Origin of the sequence: Methanococcoides burtonii DSM 6242 (assembly GCF_000013725.1) — an archaeon.
In the GTDB taxonomy this organism is placed as follows: domain Archaea; phylum Halobacteriota; class Methanosarcinia; order Methanosarcinales; family Methanosarcinaceae; genus Methanococcoides; species Methanococcoides burtonii.
Window position 1 is genome coordinate 1,508,912 of sequence record NC_007955.1, and the last position, 20,772, is coordinate 1,529,683.

A 20,772-nucleotide genomic window follows, 5' to 3' on the forward strand; every position below is an offset into this window, starting at 1 on the left:
ATTCCCGCTTAATCCCTATTTCTTATTTTTAACAATACCTTTGCAAAAAGGGAACTCTTCATTTCAACTGCACCTGAAGGGCACAGTTCGCGGCAGCAATAGCATAGTATACACTTTTCATCATTTATTTGCAGTTTCCCATCTTCCTGTTCAATAGCTTTTGGAGAACAATTCAGAACACAAGAACCACAAAGGGTACATGAAGAAGTATTAATAAATGGCCTTATGGTAAACAGATTCCCAAAACGGCTCACGAGGAAAGGAGGAGCACTCCCAACAAGTGTAACCCCTGGCATTGCAAACTCGACCCTCGCTTCATCAAGTGGCAAACCCACTACCTCAGGATCAGGATGACCGAATCCCCGAGCAAGGGCAGCAGTATTTGTAGGAACTGTCATGGGATCCAGACCAATCACTTTTGAAGCCACGATATCAAGAGAAACAGGATCAAAACTTGCCATCACAAGATGAGAGTTCACAGGGTGACCAAGTGCAGGGCCGTTGCCCTCCATCCCGACAACCCCATCCATTACAGCAAGATGAGGTACTTTCACAGAATAAACATCAACAAGCGCATCCGCGAACAGATCGATTTTCCCAAGTACATGTGCCTGTTTCCGAAACTTTAACGGAAGACCACCAAACATATTTTTTACAGCACCGGTATACTTTGTCAGTTCATGAGTCTTAAGCTTTGGAAGAGAGATGACCACATCTGCCTCCAGAACCGGTTTTGCATAATATATATGTGAAAGCTGTACTGAATTCACGACATCCACAGAAATATAACCTGAAGTCTCAAAGTTCAAGACCTCGGCACCTGCCCTTTGTGCAGCTTCCCTTATGCCGGATATATCAAGAGCTTCATCAGTAACACCCGGATGAGTTATACCAGCACCATCCCCAATAATAGGGACACCTCCGGCCTCAATAACAAGTTCACACATAGCCTCAACAATGGACGGATGTGTGGTGACAGCTTTTTCAGGAGGAACAGCTGCAAGGACATTTGGTTTTAGAAGGACCTTAGCACCCGGAAAAATAATAGATTCCAGACCACCTATAAGGCTTATAGCCTCTCTGACCGCGTCCTTTGCGTCTGAATAATCAGTACACCTTACAATCGATACCCGAGGTCCAGATCCCATTTTTCAATATCTCCTGTTCTGTTTAGTCTCCAGCTTCTTTCTGGTATTGACTATACCCATAATGTAAGCTGGAATGATACCCATGGCAGTACACGTCTCAAGGGAGATACCATCACAGGTAATGTCGAGGTGATGATCTGTAAGGGAGTACAATTTCTTCGGAAGACCTTTTCTGCCAAGACCAATGAGCAGAAGATAGGAACGGTTGCGCATCATACCTCCAGCAATATCTTCTGGTGTGACGGTGAACTTATCTTCAGGCATTGAGGTGGTTACCACAGCAGTTCCGAACTGGGACTGGAAACCTTTTTTTGGAAGATCGAAAATGAACAGACGGTTATTCTCATGCAATGCCTTTAGATATTTACCAGACCCGCCAATGGTTGTCTTATCCATGATATATTCCACAAGTTCCTCAGGGGTCATCTTAAAAGGAAAGTCAAAAAGACAGAGTGTCAGACCGTAAGCATAACAGATAGGTGCAGCTCTTGCAATCGCGCGATAATGAGCATCAAGCACCTTTATTTTGTCATAAGTATTTATAAGACCAAGTGTTAACACAATTTAAACCTCTTTCAGTACCATACATAGAACATATTGTTTACAGTTGTCGTATCGGCCACATTCACAACAATCCTGCCATAAACTCGTTTTTTCCGACATAGGAAGTTCCACAAAGCCCATTTTTCTGAAAAAGAGAGGAGATGTAGTCCTTACATAAAGCCGTTCATGAGACACATCTTCAATGAGCCTAGAGATCATTTTTGATCCGATCCCCAGTCCACGATAGGTGGGATGGACTGCAATGGAATGAACTTCACAACATTCCTTTACCGATACTGCAGCCACCCCAACGATCTTACCTTCCACTTCAGCGACTATGAAATCCTCTATGGGAACATCATCAATATCAAGGAAATATGTACCCATAATACCTTCGATGGAACCACCTTCAGATATTTCTGCATCCCTTATCGCCACACCGACATTTTCATTCATTTTCAGAGGACCTCATCCATACTACCACTTCTGAAACCTTCCAGATCAAGCGTCACATATGGATAGCCCATTTCTTTCAAGCAGCTAAGTATCGGCATTCTATTTTGAATGATAATAGGAATATCCACAGGCTGTACCTCGATACGGGCAATATCATCGTGTACCCTCACCCTTACAGACGAGATTCCCAGGGAGTGAATGAGATCTTCTGCAGTTTCAATTTTTCCAAGGAGATCAGAGGTCACTTCGGTGCCATAAGGAAGTCTTGAAAGAAGGCAGGAATTTGAAGGTCTATTAGCAACATCAAGTCCGAGATAGGATGCCATCTGGCGAACTTCCCTTTTACTTACATCGAAATCGACATAGGGAGTGAAGATCGAGGAGCCAGCTTCCCTCAGGGCTTCCAGCCCGGGTCGGCGACCGGTTATTTCGGAAGCATTTGTCCCTTCCATGATTACGTTCAACCCTTCCTCTGAAGCTACACCCTTTAGTTTCTTGACAAATTGCTTCTTGCAATAATAGCATCTCTGAGGATCGTTAATTCTTATACGCTCATCGGAAAGAATGTCATGGTCAAGAACAATGTGTTTTATCCCAATAACTTCTGCTGTTCTTTTTGCATATTCAAGTTCACTTTGTGGTATCATAGGTGAATAAAGGGTCACTGCAAGAGCATTGTCTCCCAATGCAGCAAACGCCAGTGCAGCAAGGGTCGAACTATCCACGCCTCCGGAAAAAGCAACAAGCACTTTTTCTTTCTTAGCTATAGCCGCTTTTATAATACCAATTTTATTGGGAAGTGTCAATTCAATTGAGGAGTCCACGATAAATCCAAAGTATCGAACAGATAAATAAGTACTGTATAATGAAAAACTGGTCAAAATCGAGAATTTATTATTAGCCTTTTGCATCAATATAGATGGAATATCTTATTATCATGATAATGGTTATATTGGTTAGTGGACAAATTGATGCATTACAATAAGAGAGAAAGGTGAAAAAGTGGATAATGAATGGGAGATAGACCTGAAATTACCAGACATACCTGCAATGGCCACACTGATGGCAACTGCAATATGTTCTGCAATAATGGGTGCTGCTGAGATCGCTTACACGATGTTGTGGATCACCTCTGCGTATGAACGACATGGAAAAAATTTCTTTATCGATCTTATCAATGCAAAAGCACTCACATGGACCGCAGAATTCGTTATTGTTGCGGGATCGTTGATGTTGCTTTCTTCAATGATGTTCCTGATAACAATGTTCTACTCACTGGTAGAACTGAATGCTGTGAGGGACCCGAGTAAGAAGATAAGGATGAACATAATATTCCTGCTTTTCATACTTGCAATGATATTGCTGATCATAGCACTCATTTCAGCATTGATCCTGAGATATATGTGATCTGGAAGACATACAAATAATCTAACAGAGGGGATACCATGAGCTTTACCAATATTGCAGGCACCATAAAAGAAGTGCCAAAACCGATCGAAAGGAAGAGAACGACCTTTGATGATATCAAAAAAATTGCGACTAAAACTAAAAGGGTAATGTACCCAATTTCGGGAATTGTGGGACAGGAAATGATGCTTCGGGCATTGATACTGAATGCCATTAATCCATCCATCGGAGGAGTTCTGGTACGAGGTCAGAAAGGAACGGCAAAATCAACCGCAGTGAGAGGATTAGCAGAGATCTTGCCGGATATTGAAGTAATAGATGGATGCCAATACAACTGTGACCCGCTTGACCCAAACACTTTCTGCTGGGAATGTGTGGACAAACAGAGAAAGGGCCAGATAAAGGTAGAAAAAATACCGATGAAAGTTGTAGACCTTCCAGTAGGAGCTACTGAGGACAGAGTTGTTGGAAGTCTCGATATTGAGAAAGCTGTAAAGGAAGGTACACAGGCATTTGAACCGGGTATTCTTGCCAATGCAAATAGAAATATCCTTTATGTGGATGAGATCAACCTTCTGGATGATTTTGTAGTGGATGCATTGCTTGATGCTGCTGCAATGAACGTAAATACGGTGGAAAGAGAAGGTATAAGTGTCAGCCACCCTGCCAATTTCATTATCGTAGGTAGCATGAACCCGGAGGAAGGAGAACTTCGACCACAGCTTCTTGACAGAATAGCCCTTCAGGTCGAAGTAGAGGGAATTACCGATATTGAGCAAAGGGTAGAGATCATTGAAAGAAGGAACAAATTCAATGATGACCCACAAGGATTCAGAAGGGATTTTGAATCTGAACAGGATAAGTTGCGTACCAAGATAATCAAAGCAAAACAGGCTATCGCCAGAATATCCGCAACAAGAGATAATCTGCGAACAATTGCGAAAATATGTGTCGCTTTCAATGTTGATGGTCATAGAGCCGATATTATGATAGAGCGTACTGCACGCACAAATGCAGCCTATGAAGGCAGAGAAAGGATCACCAACGAGGATATCATAGAGGCCGCAGAGATGGTACTGCCTCATAGAATGAGAAAGAAACCATTCGAGGAAGAGGAGTTCAGTGCGGAACAACTTCGGGCTGTAGTTAACGGAACTGTATAAGACAGGTATATCGAATGAAGGATGGAGTTACTGCATTTCGTTTGAGAAAAAGCCTTGACAGAAACTATGATGTCGGGGTATTCAATCCAGGCAGACCTGTAATGGGTATTCGCCTGCCCCTTACAGAACTATCTCAGATAAGTGGAACCGATACCAAAGCAGTTCATGAAAAGCTCACATCGGGAACATGGTCGATACAACCGGAAGATGTGAAAGAGATATTTATTATAGCTGATAACGACCATGTGATAGTTGATCCGAAGAATTTCTTCGATTCATTTAAGAAAGAGTCAGAGATGGAAACGGTCTTAGAGGAAGAACAGGAATTTTCCAGGAATGATGACCATGCTATTATGAAGATAACTGTTCCTGAGAAAATTGCCAAGCAAGGGGTCAATGGGCCTGTAGAGGAGGCAATCGATGAGATAGAGGTCCATCTTGTTCCAAAGGAATATAAACCAAAGATCGAATCCGGTCCTAAACGGATAAAGAAAGAAACTCCCATACTTATCAAAAAGAACAAGCAGACCGTGGTAGCGGATATCCCCAGACCAAGGGAAGAGATTCCACAGATAATTCCAGAGGAAAGGCATAATTTGGGATTACAGGAACCAGAAGAGAAAGTATATAACACTCCGATAATCGAAGAATCTGCCCCGGTTTTTGAGACAGGAAAAGATACTGCTGAATGTGAAAGGGAACAGGATGGTGTTTCTGAAAATATACCAAAAACAGAACTAAAGACAAAAGCAAAGCCTGAAAAAGATGACCCCCTCGAAGATGAGAAAGCGGTAAGCAAGATACTTACGGATTTTGCAAAGAACAAGCAGAAGAAGAAGGTCGTTTCCGGAAGGTTGAAATCGGGAAGACGGGCGGAGGTTCTCACCAAGGGTAAGAGAGGGCGATATGTCAGATATAAGATGCCAGAAGATAAGATAACAGATATCGCCATTGCGCCCACTGTGCGTGCAGCAGCATACCACGCCAAGGACGGGAAGATACGCATTAAAAAGAGCGATATCAGGGAAAAGATAAGGCGACGAAGAATATCCACGCTTATAAATATCGTTTTTGATACTTCCGATTCGATGGATGAAAAAGAGAAGATCAAGATCACCACAGATGTTGTTCTCGCACTTCTCAAAGATGCATACCAGAGAAGAGACAGAGTATCTCTTGTCACATATAACGGAAGATAGGCAGAACTCGTGCTACCGTTCACTTCGTCAGTGGAGTCTGCAAAGAGATATCTGGAAAAGGTACCTTTTGGGGGAACCACACCAATGGCCTCAGGAATACTGACAGGAGTTCAGACCATCCTTCAGGAATTGAAGCGCGAACCTTCGGCTGTTCCTATTATGATACTCGTGACAGATGGTACTGTCAACGTCCCATTGAATCGTGGCGGAAGCATAGAAAGGGAACTGCTACAGGTATGCAAGGGTGTTACTGATTACAGGATAAACATGCTTGTTGTAGATATCAGTAGAAATGGAAGTGAGCTTGCGGAAAAGCTGGCAGATGTTGCCTGTGGTAAATATTACCATCCAGTACTTTTAAGTAAAGAAACACTTTATTCTGCTATAAAAGGAGAGCGTGACGATTTGACAGATATTACATCTTCTGCCTCCAATCTTCGATGAGGCCGGGTCGTTACCACCGGACTGCAAGCGCAGTTATTTTTTAAACATAAAAGGCAGGATAACATGTTAGAAGTTCTTCAGGAATCACTCCGTAAAGCACCTATTGTAATAAGAGGCGAATATCCATATTTCATACACCCGATCTCAGATGGAATCCCATCCCTTGAGCCGGAGCTGCTGGATGAGATCGCAGACCATATGATAGATATTGCGGGAAAAGATTACGATAGGATAGTTTCTATCGAAGCAATGGGAATTCCACTGGCAACGGTACTTTCAATGAAGACAGGAAAACCCATGTCCATTGTCAGGAAGAGGCAGTACGGACTTGAGGGCGAGGTAATCCTTTCACAGAGCACAGGATATTCAAAAGGCGAGCTTTACATCAATGGCATTAGCAAAGGAGAGACTGTCCTTGTTGTGGACGATGTTATCAGTACAGGCGGTACATTGAAAGCCCTTCTCCCGGCACTTGAGAACATGGGTGCGAACATCTGTAATGTCATCGTAGTGATCAGCAGAGGCGATGGTGCTGCAAAGATGAGCGATATGGGCTATAATGTCAATACCCTTGTGAAGATAGATGTCGATATGGACGGAGTCTCTATTCTGGAGGTGGCAGGTGAGCAGCAGTGAGCCTTTCAATTTTCAGATAGACTATATAATTGAGGTAATAAGGAAAGTCCAACCTGAGATGATCGGACTGCAATTTCCAGAGGGTTTTAAGAGGCGAAGTCCTGCTATTGCTTCAGAGATAAGTGAAGCTACAGGAGTGGAAATAATTATTTCTGCGAATCCCTGTTATGGTGCTTGTGACCTCGATATACCCATACTTGAGAACGTTGACCTGCTTTTCCATTTCGGACATGCACAACTTGATGATAACAGGTATAGCGACAAGGTCATTTTTATAGAGACACGCTCCGATGCGGATGTCAAGGGTGTTGTTGTCAAGGCCTTAGAGGAACTCCAGGGGAAGAAAGTGGGACTTCTGACAACTGTACAGCATGTCCATAAATTACCGGAGGTTCGGGAGATACTTGAGAACAACGGTAAGGTCGTAGCCATAGGAAGAGGCGATAGTAAGATAGCATATGCAGGACAGGTACTTGGATGCAATTTCTCGGTTGCTGACGACCTGGACTGTGAGGAGTTCCTGTATATTGGCAGTGGAGGATTCCATCCACTTGGTGTTTCGCTTGCCACTGGAAAGAGGGTACTTATTGCAGATCCTTTCTCAAAGGATGTGAGGGAGGTCGATCCTTCCCTTATCATGCGTCAGCGTAGTGCAGCAATTGCGAAGTCATTGGATGCCGAGTCTTTCGGGATCATTGTTTCCAGTAAACCAGGGCAGTACAGAATGGAACTTGCCAGGGAACTTAAAGGACTTGCCGAGGAGAAGGGGAAGACCGCCTATATATTGATACTTGATCTTATCACGCCTGACCAGATGCTACAGTTCAAAGTGGATGCTTTTGTGAGCACTGCATGTCCGCGGCTTGCTGTAGATGAGGTGGGAAGGTTCTCCGCACCAATGCTTACCCCACAGGAATTCGAGATCGTTCTCGGAAAACGTGAGTGGGAAGACATGGTCTTTGATGAGATAAGAGGAGACTGAAGATCATGAAGCAACGCAAGCTCGAAATAGTTCTTGAAAAGGTAAAGGGGTTCGAGAATCCTGATATAACTCTTGAACAATACCCAACACCGGCTTTGCTTGCGGCAGAGATGCTACATTTTGCATTCATGAAGGGAGATCTTGAAGGTACGGTCTATGATCTGGGGTGCGGTACAGGAATGCTTGCCATAGGTGCAGCAATGCTTGGAGCTGAGAAGGTCGTAGGGTTCGATTCAGACTCAGGCGCACTGGATATCGCCCGAGAGAATGCAGAGATTTTCGGTGTGGATGTGGAATTTGAGTGTAAGGATATCAGACAGGTAAGGGGACATGCAGATACTGTGGTCATGAATCCACCTTTTGGTGCACAGGTTAAGGGAAGTGACAGACCGTTCCTTAAAACCGCAATGAGAGTGGCGGATGTGACATATTCCATACACAATAGTGGAAGTCTGGCGTTCGTAAAAAAGTTCATTCAACCTGCGATTATTACAGAATGGTACAATACTGGATTTCCGATAAAACGAACATTTAAATTCCATAAAAAAGATGTAGAAAGAATTGAGATTGAAATATACAGGATCATTACAGATAATTGCCAGTCCGATAAAAACTAATTGCTGGCGTATTTAAATTTAGATGAGGGATTCCTATTAGAATAAGAAACCGAAAGAAAACGACCAGAAGGAACATGAACTCCTTGGGCGAGAAGCCAGAGGTCGAAGAGGAAGTATTAAGCACTGCCAGTGAAAAGGTAAATGTGGCAGAAAAGAAGGTAGAGAAGAGGAAAACCGAGGTAACTAAGACCGATAAGGAAGATGATCACGTGGAAGAGGAACAACATGGAGATAAGGTCCTGGTAATGCCTGGAGACATTATCGGCACTACCGAGGAATTTGAAGCAGGGGCTAATACTTACAATGTCAGAGGCGACATTCATTCACTTGCGACCGGATTCGTAATGGTGAACAATAAACGCAGGATGATATCAGTAAAACCAACTACAAGCATGCCACCAACTATAAAAAAGGGTGACATATTGATAGGAACGGTTGTTAATGTTCGCGATTCTATGGCACTTGTGCAGATAGAAGGTATCAAGGGTGTCGTTGACCGCCAGTTCATCAAACCCGGAATTGCTGCTATTCACGTGTCCAATGTGAAAGAATCATACGTTAAAGAAATGTCAAAGGAATTCGCTGTAGCTGATGTTGTTAAGGCGAAGGTCATCAACCTTGAGAATATGAGGATGACCACTTCCGGAAATGAACTTGGAGTAATGGTCTCAACATGTGCCAACTGTGGAAGTACGTTGAAGAAAGATGATCAGGTATTGAAGTGCCCTGAATGCGGACGTACAGAGTCACGTAAGATATCCTCCGATTACGGCACTGGTATTATTTAAGTTCAACAATAAGGAGATTACAATATGGAACTTAAGATCTTAGAAAAATCTGATGATGAGATGAAAATGGAGATAGCTGGAGAGAGTCATACACTCTTGAACATGCTCAAGATCATCCTTCTTGAAGATGAGCGCGTACATACCGCGTCCTATGATATGAAACACGTAACGATCAGTGAGCCCGTTCTTTTCATTAAGACAGAGAATGCTGACCCTATAGATGTTGTTAAGGCTGCAGTGGCTAAATTGATCACAGAATGTGAAGAATTCGTTACAGTCTTCAATAAAGCTGTGGAATGATATTTCCACACTTTATTACTATTTTGACCCATTAGTTGCTACTTTGGAAAAAGAGAAGTGACCAAACAGAAGTGAGTATATGACACTTGACGATGCTGCATTAAAGAGTTTCGGATTCATTGAACGCCCTACAAAGAATATGATCAATATCGATCCTCTGCAGACTGGAGGGATACTGACAGAGGATGCCAGACGTGCTCTGGTCGAGTGGGGAGACGGATATTCCATCTGCGATAATTGTGGAGGCGTTCTGGACCTCATCAAGAAGCCACCTGTGCAGAAATTCATCCACGAGGCCCTTCCGGAGTTCCTGGGAGTGGATGAGGTACGGATAACCCACGGTGCGCGTGAATCGAAGTTCGCTGTGATGCATGCTATTGCCCAGGAAGGCGATACGGTCATCCTTGATGGCCTTGCCCATTATTCTTCTGTTGTGGCAGCTCAACGCGCACGCCTGGAGATCAGAAAGGTCCCGCATTCGGAGAAACCAGATTATCATATCGATCCTGAAGCCTACGGCACCGCCATAGAGGAGACCATCAGCGAGACCGGGAAAGCTCCTGCTCTTGCACTGCTGACCTACCCTGATGGAAATTACGGCAATCTTGCCGATGCTAAGAAAATAGCTTCCGTCTGCCATGAGTACGATGTCCCTCTGCTCCTGAACTGTGCGTATTCCGTTGGCAGGATGCCAGTGGATGCAAAGGAGCTGGGCGTGGATTTCATTGCAGGAAGTGGTCACAAGTCCATGGCGAGCTGTGGCCCCATAGGTGTGCTTGGCGTGAACAATGACAATGGCGACTATTCCGATATTATATTCCGAAAGTCCCCCACCAACAAGAACAAGGAAATAGAACTTCTCGGCTGTACTGCCCGCAGTGCGACCCTGATGACCATGATAGCCTCGTTCCCCGAGGTTGTGAAACGCACCCGGAACTGGGGCAATGAAGTGGCCGATGCCAGATGGTTCTCCGAAAAGCTGGAAACCATGGGACTCATACAGATGGGACAAAAACCCCACAACCACGACCTGATGTTCTTCGAAGCCCCCAACCTCTACGAGATCTCCACAAGGGTCAAGAAGGGAAGGTACTTCCTCTACAAAGAACTCAAGAGCCGAAACATACACGGCATCAAAGCCGGCCTTACCAAGTTCTTCAAGCTCAGCACCTTCGAAGTCGGCAGAGAGAACCTCTCCTACATAGTAGATTCCTTCGACGAGATCATTAAGAAGTACGAGTGATGGTCTTTCATTTCTTTTCTTTTTCTGATCGAACCCAAGAGAGCCAACGCTGTTCAAATCAATTACAGAAGACCAAAACAGCTATAATACAAAACGGATAAAGGAAGATAGTACAGTGTGCGACTGTGGTTTAGTGGTATGACCTGAGCTTCCCAAGCTTAGAACCCGGGTTCGAATCCCGGCAGCCGCATTTTAGTAAGAGATTTTAAGCTATTGGATAGCTACAATATTCTTTGATTCCACAAATATGGCATTTCGGATTATTTTTTAAGCATATGCCATCTTCCAAACCAAAATAATCATCTGTCCCCATTTGTCCATATTTCACAAAAATTATATCTACGTACCTTATCGGGAATCTATTTTCATGGCTAAACTTCCTTCCATGAATTACAGTTTTTAACAATTGTTTTTCATCTTCAATTAGATTAAGTCTTTTAAAAATTCTGGCAATCACTCTGTCAGGTTTTAAAACAGGGAGCCCAATATCGGTCATAAAATGATATGAAGTAATCTCGCCCAAAAAAGCAAACCTGTATTGAATTTCTTCCTTGAACAGCATCAGATTTTCAAAGGAATTATCTATTTCGAATGAATCTACATAGCTTCTGAATGAACCATATTTTTCAACTATGCCTTTAAAGACGATTGAATTGTTCACGCATGCTAAAATTTTCTTTTTATTTTTTATCATGCTCTCATCATTAAATATCTCATTAATCCTCCCTTCATCATAATTAGATATAGTCTCAAAATCGGGAAAATGATATTTAATGATATCCAGTTTTTTTGTTACAGTTTCTGCTTTAAAACCTGAATAAAACACGACTTTTGTAAGTTTATCAAAATACTCATCATCTGATAGATCACGATTTTCATAATTTTTATATTCTCCAAATCGAATATCAAATTCTTCATCTGACAATTTGCTTTGGCTTTTTAAAGTAGATTCAACTTTACAGAAAATTTCTTTATACGAAATCATGTACTCTACTCCTAAATCTTCATAAGATCCTGATTTTGATTCTAAATCTTCCATACCATAGGAAACTATAGATAACAGTCTTAATTACTAATTTAACAAAATTAGTGGCGATTAGTAAGGGTTTCCACAATATTGAGTTAACCCACTCAATGTTAAAGAAAACCACTTTTTATAACTTTCTGCCCGGAAATTATCGGTAATTCAGGCACTTGAAACATCCACCTTTGCAACTTCCCCGAGAATTCGGGCTTGCTCCTGAGTAACCTCAAGCACCAGTTCAATAGCTTCTTTGATGTTCTCAAGTGCTTCTTCTCTAGTGTCACCCTCACTGATAGCTGCCGGAAGTTCCAGACAACGTGCAGTAAATCCACCTTCTTCTGCTGCCTCAAGAGCTATTGTGTATTTCATAATTACTCATCGTTGTTTCTGGTACATTAAAATTAATCCAAACAGCATCTCTTTGTGAACCCTGCCAACAAGAACCTAGATATTTTCTATTTCAATCCGATAGACCTTTTGAGAGCCACTCAAATTGGCTTTTTGCTTTAATCTAAAACGGCTAAATAGTCAGTTCTTTATAAATTTAGAGTTATTTTGGAGTTAAAATTCAATTCTACGCACAGCATGTCGGAGATATAAGTAAGTCAATTTTTTTGTACGCTAGATTGACAATAATAACTGTATGAACATTTTACATATTACTCATTTTACTCATTTTCTAGTTTGTTTAGTAATTTTCAAATTTATTCCTATAAGTTACATTAAAAAAGCCACTGAATATTATATAAACACAGATACAATTCAAACATTTTATATACTACTGAACAGTTACCAATTAGTGTTCGGTTCAGTTGAACATAACGCTATTGATTCCATTTATAGAAATAAAGTATGTAGTCTGATGAATAAAATTTCAATTCCGATGCTATAAGTATATGAAAATGAAGGTGCTTTTTATGAATAAAAGAAATCAAACGTTAATGGTTGTCACAGCAATCATTATTCTCATAGTTATTTCGGCTTTCTCAATTAATTCGAATGATGAAGAACAGACACCGACCTCCATCATCATATCTGCATCAGCGGTGTTAACTGAAGTTTTCACAGATATGGAAGAAGAGTTTGAAGCTGAAAATCCTGATATAGATGTCATAATGAACTTTGCAAATGCTGGTTCTCTAAGGATGCAAATTGAAGGAGGGGGACCTATAGATGTGTATGCTCCAGCAGATAGAGTCCAAATGGATATTCTGACTTCTGCTGGGTTCGTTTACAACGATTCCCGGAAAGACTTTGCAGGTAGCTACCTTGTGATAATAGTTCCAAAAGGTAATGTTCTTAACATAACAACAATGGAGGACCTTTCAAAGCCTGAAGTAAAAAGGATAGCGTTCACCGATACAGAGGCTTCAACAGTGGGTAAGTATGCAAAGCAATCGCTTATTGAAAAAGGCCTATGGAATAGCGTGCAAAATAAGATGATAATAGGTGACACGGTAAAAAATGCGATGGTTCATGTAGAGAGAGGAGAAGTTGATGCCGGATTTGTCTTCATGACAGATGTCAAGACTGCAAAACCAGATACCATAGAATTGATAACTTCTGTACCGATGAGTGAAACTATTAATTATCCCATAGCTGTAGTTACATCAACCCAACACCAGAAAGAGTCTCAGAGATTCGTCGATTTTGTTACGGGAGAAAAAGGTAGCTCAATATTGGAACAATACGGTTTTACAATTCCAAAACATGATTTAGAAGGTGCCTAATAAGGCCCTTCTTTGTGGTTATCCGGATTTCCTGCAATACAACGTTTTTCACTAAATAACGATAAAGCTTCAAATATATTAATTTTTTTAGGTTTATTCAAAATGATCTATAGTTCTATTGTAGTGCTTTCATTATCCCCTTAACATTCTTTGACTTAAAGTTCAAATTCCCTCCTTTTGCTTTTTTCTTCAAATCATCCAAAGCACTCCTATGTTTAATTCCAATCTCTCTTGCTGCATCAGGAGTGAGATTCAGGATTAAATCATAGACTTACTTCTAATCAACAAATACCTGAGACTGTTGAACAACCAATTCCTGTTCATCAATATTGTTAGCTTCTTTTCCAATGCAAACCACACCATCAGCATGAACATGTTCTCTTTCAAGAACTCCAACCTCACAATTGAACTTAGATTCAAGATGGTCCACATACTGCATTATTGTCCTGCTTAATGGCTTGAAATAATGAGATCCTTTCTTAATCTCACTAGTTCCATAATCAATAAACAGTTCATAAACAATACTCAGAGGATTATTAAAAAAAGGAGCTAAATGCTTGACTGCCGTCCCGATTTATTCAAGTGCCTGGAATCCTACAAGATAAAAATTGAATGGCTTGATCTGGTATTTCCAATCCTTACCAATATTAATTCCCTTAAACCTTCTCAAAACATTAGCATTTGAAACGGTAAGTTTTGAGATAGCATACAATCCTGAATACTTCTCTTCAATATCCAATTCAGAGATCGTTCCATAATGAACTTTGAGAATATCTTCCCAGATCTCAGCTTGCCAATCCTCAACATCTTTTGGAAATAGATTAGTAAAATACCAAGTCCAATTTTTTGATTGTTTAATAATATGGTAGCATTTTATAAAATTTATTCATGAAGATTTATTCAATTTTCACAAATTCTACATAATTACTTGATATTTTGATAGCTGAATCGAACATGTTTCCATCACGATTGATCTTCCTGATGTATTCGAGTTTCTCTTTACCCATATCAGCCTTATCTAATATTCTAATAACACAACCAATCAAAGCATTGATGTCATTAGTTTCACCGTAAAAAGTACATTTTGGTTTATCGCACATTATAGATCCCACAACAAATATAATAAAATGAATGAACGTTTATTCACCTATTCACAAATGAAAAAGAAATCTTTACCAATTACCATAAACCTTAAAAAAAGGTTTATTGTATATGGTGTACTCCACCTTTAATGTGGTTTGTATCAAATTACATTAAAGCAAATTCTCACAAGCAATTAATAATCATTATTTAGGAAAGAAAAATTGTGATAGTTACAATACCTAAAAAATTGAATTATTTTCAAATGATTTATTAATTTTTGAGAGAATAAAAAGTAAGAATGGAAAACCAAAACGTGGTCTTCCAATCACGTGCTTAATTAACTATTAAGAGTAGTAATTAAACTACTTCGCCAAATGCAAATTTTCGAGCTACTTTGGTGACCTTGATTGTCACTTCGTCACCGACAGAGGTGTTAGGTACAAAAATTACAAAGCCGCTTACTCTTGCGATTCCATCGCCTTCTCTTGCGGTATCTTCAATTGTTACGTCGTATGATTCGCCAGCTTCTACTGGAGCAGTTGATTCCATGTTGTTGAACAAATATTTCACTTCCTTTAAACTGCTTAAAAAGATAATAACCAGCTAGTAAACATACGAAAAAATAGTAAATACAATTAAGGAAATACCATCTAGACCTATAATTTAGTAAATTAGTTTTAAACTCTAAAAGCAATCTTAATAACGAAGGTATCCCATATAAATCTGTTTGTACATCAATTTTTATATTTCACACTAATAATTAATGATCCCAATATTTTCACGACAATTAAAAATTTGAAATAATAATTGGTTTTGAGGAATTGTTTTCTTTTTCTTCTTAAACATATCTGGATCATACCTCCATCTATGTAGATCGTTTTTCCAACTTTTCTCTAACACGTGTCTTCAATGTAAACAACTTATCACCCTTGGTATTCTGCTTCATGTAATGCAATATACCCTTAGAGAACCCTATCTTCTTCATTCAACATATCAGAGAGAATTCCGATAAACCCCTCAAACAGAAGCAATATTTATAACCTATTACAATAATTTTGTATTATGTCCTTAACAAACTTTGCTTTTAAAGAAGAGTACAAACGTCTTGAAAATCTCGGTGACAAGCTCTCTGAAATTGAATCTCTCATCGATTGGAAACCATTTCGTCCAATTATAGCAGAGATGTATATCAATAAAACAGAGTTCGGTGGCAGACCAAACGTTGATGAAATCGTCATGCTCAAAATGTTAGTATTGCAACAATGGCATGGCCTATCTGACCCTGAACTTGAAAGACAAGCTACTGATAGAATTTCCTTTAGGAAATTCTTGGGCTTTCCTGCAAAAATTCCAGATCATACTACTGTTTGGGCATTTAGAGAACGAATTTCCCAGGCAGGAAAAGAAGATGAAATCTGGAATGAAATGCAAAGACAACTTAATAAGAAAGGTCTGAAGATCAAGCAAGGTATGATTCAGGATGCAACATTTATACATGCTGATCCAGGACATGCAAATCTTGATACTCCTCGTGGAAATGAAGCAAAGACCAGAAGATGTAAGGACGGTACATGGACAAAAAAGGCATCTAAGTCACATTTTGGATATAAACTACATACCATTGAAGATACCGAATATGATCTGATAAGGAGATATAGGACAACTACTGCCTCAGTTCATGATAGTCAGGTGGATCTTTCTGAAGAAGGCGAAGTTGTTTACAGAGATAGAGGTTACTTTGGTGCAATTTCAAAAGGATATGATGCAACTATGCAAAGGGGAGTACGAGGGCACCCTATTGGTATTAGGGATAAGATGAGAAACAAAAGAATAAGCAGGAAAAGAGCAAAGGGAGAAAGACCTTATGCTGTTATCAAAAATGTGTTTACGTCAGGATTTGTAAGAGTAACAACGTTGGCAAGAGTAAATGTCAAAATGGCGATTACAGCATTCAGCTATAATCTCTATCAATTGAGGACAATAAGAAGAAAATCATTAGGATGAATAGCGGTAGCTATTCAAAAAAGTTGGAAAGTATATAAATAGATACTAGCAAACTGCTGGAAATAGAGAGAAAAGCTCAAAATTTTAGCTGGAAATATTTGCTTTGAAAAAAATCAGCAGTTAATCGCAATTCTCCAGAATTATCCCTTTTATCTCATATTCTATAAATTCTATAAATTCTACCATCCTAACATCCTACACCGAATAAATTGGTAATCATTAGTAATTCAAATTCAATCCCCACCATGTCAACATTTTAAATTTACACAAATAAAATCGAAACAAATTAAAATATCAGCTTACATTGTAAAATATATGACACAAAACAAATGCATCCCGGGCTACCCTTATGTTCGGACCTGCCCAGGCATCCGTTGCAAAAGCTGTAATGGACAGTGTGGCAGAAGGCGTGATCCCAAAGGAAGAAGCAGAGAATATACTGATCATCGTTTCAGTGTTCATCGAATGGGATGCAACAGACAAAAAAAAGATCTACGAATACAACTACGAAGCAACAACACTTGCATTAAAACGTGCTATCGACGGAACTCCTACCGTAGATAAAGCAATTGTTAAAAAGGACAGTGCAAAACATCCATTCGCTTAAATGAACACGTCCTGCGTTAGATCGCAGGACAGCCTTACTATATTCAAAAAAATAAAAAATATAGAGATCACTCTTCTGATCCCGAAACATCTTTTATAACTGAAACATTCGGGAACTTGAAACTACCACTTTCGTGTTCTGGTGAATGCTTTATCGCCAGCACACGCACAATACCAAGCACAAGTATCAGTGCTGAAAGAGCAAATATAAAATTGTGATCGAACTCTCTGGCATACATCCCCACAGCTATCTCACACATAACTATCAGTATTGTAGCATCAGTAACATAGGTCAGCTTAATTCTCTCATGTTCCATGGTAATCAACAAAAGTGTTGAACAGGTCTATCAGTATGAATATAGTGAGAACACTTGATACCATATGATTAAAACCTATATCCAGTGAAGTGAAAAGTGTCAATCTCAGATCGAATACGGTCTTGATCATCCCCACAACAAGGGTCAGCATAAGTATGTACAGGAATAACGTTGTAATTGAAGCGATTATTTTTCTAAATATTTTATTGTTGTCTATCATGATACTACTTGAAGAAGAAAAATGAAGGACCTTCTTTGACCTGAGATTAATTTCTAAATAAACAGAGATATATATTATTTATCAGTATAGAATATAGAAATGTGAGGTACATATATAGAATATATAATAAATGCTCGCTAATATCCTTTTAAAAATAGTCATAAATAATATCGCACATCATTGATAACAAGAAGAAAGGAGGGGATACCATGACTAACAACACAAAATTCACACCGGAGCACTATGAGAAGAACATACATCGGACAATACCACATTATTCCAGCTTCCAAAGGGAGATCATCGACCTTATCAGAACAACAAAACCTGATTGTGAGTTATGGCTTGACACCGGGTGTGGCACAGGATCTTTAATTGAGCTTGCAAATGAGACATTTGATGAATGCAACTTTTACCTGAACGACCCTTCCGAAGAAATGCTGTCATATGCAAAGACCAGACTTGAAAAATATGAAGCTGAAAGGTTCAAATTTACAAATTACACCACTGCAGACCTACCTTTGTCAGGTGTACCGGAATGCGATGTTGTTACAGCGATACAATCTCATCACTACCTGAACAGGGAAGAAAGAGCAAGCATCACAGCAAAATGCTACGGAATACTGAAAAAGGAAGGTATTTTCGTAACGTTCGAAAATACGGCCCCGGAGACAGAGAAAGGAATAGAGATCGTCATGGACAGATTGAGAAGATTCCAGCTCGAATGTGGAAAGGACAGTGTTGCTGTAGAAGAGAACCTGAAGCGATTTAATACCGCGTATTTCCCGATAACCATCGCTGAGCACCTTGAACTGCTAAAAGAGACCGGATTCACAACATGCGAGCTTTTCTGGACATCATACATGCAGGCAGGTTTCTATGCCATCAAATGAAAAAGCATAACAGTCCCCACCGGTAAATATATCCCAGCCTCACGGACAGCACTCACCCTTTCACTATTTTTGCCCTATCCTTTGTCAGATTCGTGAGCTTGTCTGCAAATCCATCTTCCTCACCCTTCCTCACCTTAACAGATAGTTCGACCACATCGCAATAACTCTCCCCTGTGACCTGCCCATATTCCTCAGCCAGCCTTTTGATCGAATGCATATCAGAATAATCAAAGCGAACCAACAAGTCCACCATCTCATGAACCTCAACGATTCCTGCTTCCTCAATTGCAGCAACTGCTGTTTCCCTGTAAGCCCTTGAAAGCCCGCCAAATCCCAGTTTGATGCCACCAAAATAACGTGTAACAACGACAACCGTATTGCTCAACCCCTTAAGCTCCAGCACCTTGAAAACTGGCTTCCCCGAACTGCCAGCAGGTTCTCCGTCATCATCATATTTCGCTACAAGGGCATTGTCATTCTTTATCAGATAAGCCGAAACATTGTGATTGGCATCACTGTACTGTCCTTTGAGATGATCAATAAAGGCCCTTGCCTCCGCCTCACTATCGATAGACCTCACATGACCTACGAAGGTAGAGTTCCTGAACTCTTTTCGGACAACTGCAAAAGAACCTACTGTTTTGTACAATTCAACACCATCGCAATTATGAATGGAAATAACTGCAAATATTTAGAAGGACGGGATACATACAATCGATAACTATAACAAACTATAACCAAGAATTAATTTATGATACATAAAATAGAGGGATTACATGTTATATCGTAAATTTGGCAATGCAGATGAAAAGGTCTCTATACTTGGATTTGGTTGCATGAGACTCCCTGTCATCGATGGAAAAGAAGATCAGATCGATGAAGAAGAAGCGACCAGAATGATCGAATTTGCCATTGAAAAAGGGGTCAATTATTTTGATACCGCTTACCCGTATCATGCCGGAATGAGCGAACCCTTTGTTGGAAAGGTACTTGCGAAAGGCTATCGGGACAAGGTACTCCTTGCCACAAAGCTCCCGTTATGGCTTGTACAAACAAGGGAGGATATGGACAGATTCCTTGATGATCAATTGGAGCGCCTTCAGACAGACCATATTGACTTTTACCTCATGCATGGATTTACCAGAGGATACTGGAACAAAATGAGAGAACTCGGCATGTTCGAATTTATTGAAAATGCCATATCCAGTGGAAAGATAAAATATATCGGATTCTCGTTCCACGACGACATAACGGTATTCAAAGAGATCATAGATGGCTACGACTGGGATTTCTGCATGATACAGTACAATTTCATGGATGAGGACTACCAGGCAGGAAAACAGGGCCTTCAATATGCCAAACAGAAAGGCATAGATGTAGCTATAATGGAACCATTACGGGGAGGTAATCTCGTACAGGTACCTGAAACAGTACAGCGCATATGGGACAGTGCCAAGATAAAACGCACCCCTGCGAACTGGTGTTTCCAGTATTTGTGGGACCAGCCGGAAATAAGCATAGTTCTTAGCGGAATGAGCACTTTTGAGCAGGTAGAGCAGAATATTGCCTATGCTGAAAGAGGAGAAGCAAATTCGCTTACATCCAATGACAAAGAAGTTCTCCAGAAGGTACGCAAGTTCTACAATGAGAAAATGGAAGTCAATTGTACTAACTGCAAATATTGTATGCCATGCCCAACAGGAGTGAATATCCCAGCCGCATTTACCTATCTTAACAGTGCCTCAATGTATGACAATGTTGAGAAAGCAAGTTTTCAATATGGTCTGTTCGTACCCCCCGAAGAAGCAGCCTCGAAGTGTACGGAATGTGGTCTTTGTGAAGAACATTGCCCACAGCACATTCGGATACAGGAGATGCTGAAGAGGGCAGTAACAGTTTTGGAGAATAATCGACATCCCATTAATATATAATTGCGCATATATATTAATGATACTTGGATCGAAATAGTTCT

General features: G+C 40.4%; 27 protein-coding genes, 1 tRNA gene and 1 pseudogene. 16 read left to right on the top strand and 13 right to left on the bottom strand.

What is annotated here, in order from left to right; all coding sequences use genetic code 11:
• Positions 1-8 precede the first annotated feature (8 nt).
• Genes MBUR_RS07360 through larE form a run of 4 tightly spaced genes read right to left on the bottom strand, consistent with a single transcriptional unit; the run spans position 9 to position 2,971 of the window.
• The gene (locus MBUR_RS07360; RefSeq protein ID WP_011499484.1) at positions 9-1,148 is read right to left on the bottom strand and encodes a DUF362 domain-containing protein; all 1,140 of its coding nucleotides are present in this window, start codon (positions 1,146-1,148) and stop codon (positions 9-11) included.
• 3 nt (positions 1,149-1,151) lie between these two features.
• Positions 1,152-1,709, bottom strand: coding sequence for a DUF531 domain-containing protein (locus tag MBUR_RS07365; RefSeq protein ID WP_011499485.1), 558 nt, complete (start codon positions 1,707-1,709; stop codon positions 1,152-1,154).
• A gap of 3 nt (positions 1,710-1,712) precedes the next feature.
• Entirely contained in the window at positions 1,713-2,147 is a 435-nt protein-coding gene (locus MBUR_RS07370; protein WP_011499486.1) for a GNAT family N-acetyltransferase, read from the bottom strand.
• Between the two features lie 2 nt (positions 2,148-2,149).
• Entirely contained in the window at positions 2,150-2,971 is an 822-nt protein-coding gene (larE, locus tag MBUR_RS07375) for an ATP-dependent sacrificial sulfur transferase LarE (protein ID WP_232221880.1), read from the bottom strand.
• Positions 2,972-3,149: 178 nt separating this feature from the next.
• Here larE and MBUR_RS07380 point away from each other — a divergent pair, with 178 nt between their 5' ends.
• The 11 genes from MBUR_RS07380 (at position 3,150) to MBUR_RS07430 (ending at position 11,116) form a co-directional block, all read left to right on the top strand.
• Entirely contained in the window at positions 3,150-3,554 is a 405-nt protein-coding gene (locus tag MBUR_RS07380; RefSeq protein WP_011499488.1) for a hypothetical protein, read from the top strand.
• 38 nt (positions 3,555-3,592) lie between these two features.
• Entirely contained in the window at positions 3,593-4,717 is a 1,125-nt protein-coding gene (locus MBUR_RS07385; RefSeq protein WP_198003711.1) for an ATP-binding protein, read from the top strand.
• A 14-nt stretch (positions 4,718-4,731) separates the two neighbouring features.
• Complete coding sequence (locus tag MBUR_RS07390) at positions 4,732-5,916, top strand: hypothetical protein (protein ID WP_048063306.1); 1,185 nt, start codon at positions 4,732-4,734, stop codon at positions 5,914-5,916.
• 9 nt (positions 5,917-5,925) lie between these two features.
• The gene (locus MBUR_RS07395; protein ID WP_157196676.1) at positions 5,926-6,360 is read left to right on the top strand and encodes a hypothetical protein; all 435 of its coding nucleotides are present in this window, start codon (positions 5,926-5,928) and stop codon (positions 6,358-6,360) included.
• 63 nt (positions 6,361-6,423) lie between these two features.
• The gene (gene hpt / locus MBUR_RS07400; protein ID WP_011499490.1) at positions 6,424-6,996 is read left to right on the top strand and encodes a hypoxanthine/guanine phosphoribosyltransferase; all 573 of its coding nucleotides are present in this window, start codon (positions 6,424-6,426) and stop codon (positions 6,994-6,996) included.
• Complete coding sequence (dph2, locus tag MBUR_RS07405) at positions 6,983-7,978, top strand: diphthamide biosynthesis enzyme Dph2 (protein WP_011499491.1); 996 nt, start codon at positions 6,983-6,985, stop codon at positions 7,976-7,978. Before hpt ends, dph2 begins: the two co-directional genes overlap by 14 nt.
• Before the next feature lie 5 nt (positions 7,979-7,983).
• Entirely contained in the window at positions 7,984-8,595 is a 612-nt protein-coding gene (locus MBUR_RS07410) for an METTL5 family protein (protein WP_011499492.1), read from the top strand.
• A gap of 74 nt (positions 8,596-8,669) precedes the next feature.
• On the top strand, positions 8,670-9,383 hold the full coding sequence (locus MBUR_RS07415) for an exosome complex RNA-binding protein Csl4 (RefSeq protein ID WP_011499493.1): 714 nt from the start codon (positions 8,670-8,672) through the stop codon (positions 9,381-9,383).
• Positions 9,384-9,407: 24 nt separating this feature from the next.
• Positions 9,408-9,683, top strand: a complete 276-nt coding sequence (locus MBUR_RS07420; protein ID WP_011499494.1) for a DNA-directed RNA polymerase subunit L — start codon at positions 9,408-9,410, stop codon at positions 9,681-9,683.
• Between the two features lie 79 nt (positions 9,684-9,762).
• Positions 9,763-10,926, top strand: a complete 1,164-nt coding sequence (gene pscS / locus MBUR_RS07425; protein WP_011499495.1) for an O-phospho-L-seryl-tRNA:Cys-tRNA synthase — start codon at positions 9,763-9,765, stop codon at positions 10,924-10,926.
• 119 nt (positions 10,927-11,045) lie between these two features.
• A tRNA-Gly gene (locus MBUR_RS07430) sits at positions 11,046-11,116 on the top strand.
• 15 nt (positions 11,117-11,131) lie between these two features.
• Here MBUR_RS07430 and MBUR_RS07435 read toward each other — a convergent pair.
• Complete coding sequence (locus MBUR_RS07435) at positions 11,132-11,965, bottom strand: DNA-3-methyladenine glycosylase I (RefSeq protein WP_157196677.1); 834 nt, start codon at positions 11,963-11,965, stop codon at positions 11,132-11,134.
• A gap of 147 nt (positions 11,966-12,112) precedes the next feature.
• Positions 12,113-12,319 carry a type II toxin-antitoxin system HicB family antitoxin gene (locus MBUR_RS07440; protein WP_011499497.1) on the bottom strand — a complete coding sequence of 69 codons (207 nt, stop codon included), beginning with the start codon at positions 12,317-12,319 and terminating at the stop codon, positions 12,113-12,115.
• Between the two features lie 548 nt (positions 12,320-12,867).
• Here MBUR_RS07440 and modA point away from each other — a divergent pair.
• On the top strand, positions 12,868-13,680 hold the full coding sequence (gene modA, locus MBUR_RS07445) for a molybdate ABC transporter substrate-binding protein (RefSeq protein ID WP_011499498.1): 813 nt from the start codon (positions 12,868-12,870) through the stop codon (positions 13,678-13,680).
• A 277-nt stretch (positions 13,681-13,957) separates the two neighbouring features.
• Here modA and MBUR_RS14135 read toward each other — a convergent pair whose 3' ends face one another.
• The 4 genes from MBUR_RS14135 to MBUR_RS07455 all read right to left on the bottom strand — a co-directional run bounded on the left by MBUR_RS14135 (position 13,958) and on the right by MBUR_RS07455 (position 15,312).
• The gene (locus MBUR_RS14135) at positions 13,958-14,119 is read right to left on the bottom strand and encodes a hypothetical protein (RefSeq protein WP_198003712.1); all 162 of its coding nucleotides are present in this window, start codon (positions 14,117-14,119) and stop codon (positions 13,958-13,960) included.
• A 135-nt stretch (positions 14,120-14,254) separates the two neighbouring features.
• Positions 14,255-14,419: a hypothetical protein gene (locus MBUR_RS14140; protein ID WP_198003713.1), complete on the bottom strand. Its 165-nt coding sequence runs from the start codon at positions 14,417-14,419 to the stop codon at positions 14,255-14,257.
• A 157-nt stretch (positions 14,420-14,576) separates the two neighbouring features.
• Entirely contained in the window at positions 14,577-14,780 is a 204-nt protein-coding gene (locus MBUR_RS07450; protein ID WP_048063309.1) for a hypothetical protein, read from the bottom strand.
• Between the two features lie 340 nt (positions 14,781-15,120).
• Positions 15,121-15,312 carry a TRAM domain-containing protein gene (locus tag MBUR_RS07455; protein WP_011499499.1) on the bottom strand — a complete coding sequence of 64 codons (192 nt, stop codon included), beginning with the start codon at positions 15,310-15,312 and terminating at the stop codon, positions 15,121-15,123.
• Positions 15,313-15,825: 513 nt separating this feature from the next.
• Between MBUR_RS07455 and MBUR_RS07460 the strand changes: the two genes are divergently transcribed.
• Both MBUR_RS07460 and fae read left to right on the top strand, forming a co-directional pair.
• Positions 15,826-16,767 carry an IS5-like element ISMbu1 family transposase gene (locus tag MBUR_RS07460; RefSeq protein WP_011498312.1) on the top strand — a complete coding sequence of 314 codons (942 nt, stop codon included), beginning with the start codon at positions 15,826-15,828 and terminating at the stop codon, positions 16,765-16,767.
• A 340-nt stretch (positions 16,768-17,107) separates the two neighbouring features.
• Positions 17,108-17,374: pseudogene (gene fae, locus MBUR_RS07465) on the top strand (formaldehyde-activating enzyme); the annotation flags it as partial.
• A gap of 67 nt (positions 17,375-17,441) precedes the next feature.
• Here fae and MBUR_RS14145 read toward each other — a convergent pair.
• Together MBUR_RS14145 and MBUR_RS14150 are read right to left on the bottom strand one after the other, a co-directional pair.
• Complete coding sequence (locus tag MBUR_RS14145) at positions 17,442-17,699, bottom strand: hypothetical protein (protein WP_198003714.1); 258 nt, start codon at positions 17,697-17,699, stop codon at positions 17,442-17,444.
• Complete coding sequence (locus MBUR_RS14150) at positions 17,680-17,910, bottom strand: hypothetical protein (protein WP_198003715.1); 231 nt, start codon at positions 17,908-17,910, stop codon at positions 17,680-17,682. The genes MBUR_RS14145 and MBUR_RS14150 overlap by 20 nt, the downstream gene beginning before the upstream one ends.
• Before the next feature lie 209 nt (positions 17,911-18,119).
• Here MBUR_RS14150 and MBUR_RS07475 point away from each other — a divergent pair, with 209 nt between their 5' ends.
• The gene (locus MBUR_RS07475) at positions 18,120-18,800 is read left to right on the top strand and encodes a class I SAM-dependent methyltransferase (RefSeq protein ID WP_011499500.1); all 681 of its coding nucleotides are present in this window, start codon (positions 18,120-18,122) and stop codon (positions 18,798-18,800) included.
• Between the two features lie 52 nt (positions 18,801-18,852).
• Here MBUR_RS07475 and MBUR_RS07480 read toward each other — a convergent pair whose 3' ends face one another.
• Positions 18,853-19,449 carry an IMPACT family protein gene (locus tag MBUR_RS07480; protein ID WP_011499501.1) on the bottom strand — a complete coding sequence of 199 codons (597 nt, stop codon included), beginning with the start codon at positions 19,447-19,449 and terminating at the stop codon, positions 18,853-18,855.
• Between the two features lie 127 nt (positions 19,450-19,576).
• Between MBUR_RS07480 and MBUR_RS07485 the strand changes: the two genes are divergently transcribed.
• Positions 19,577-20,731, top strand: coding sequence for an aldo/keto reductase (locus MBUR_RS07485; RefSeq protein WP_011499502.1), 1,155 nt, complete (start codon positions 19,577-19,579; stop codon positions 20,729-20,731).
• Positions 20,732-20,772: the final 41 nt, after the last annotated feature.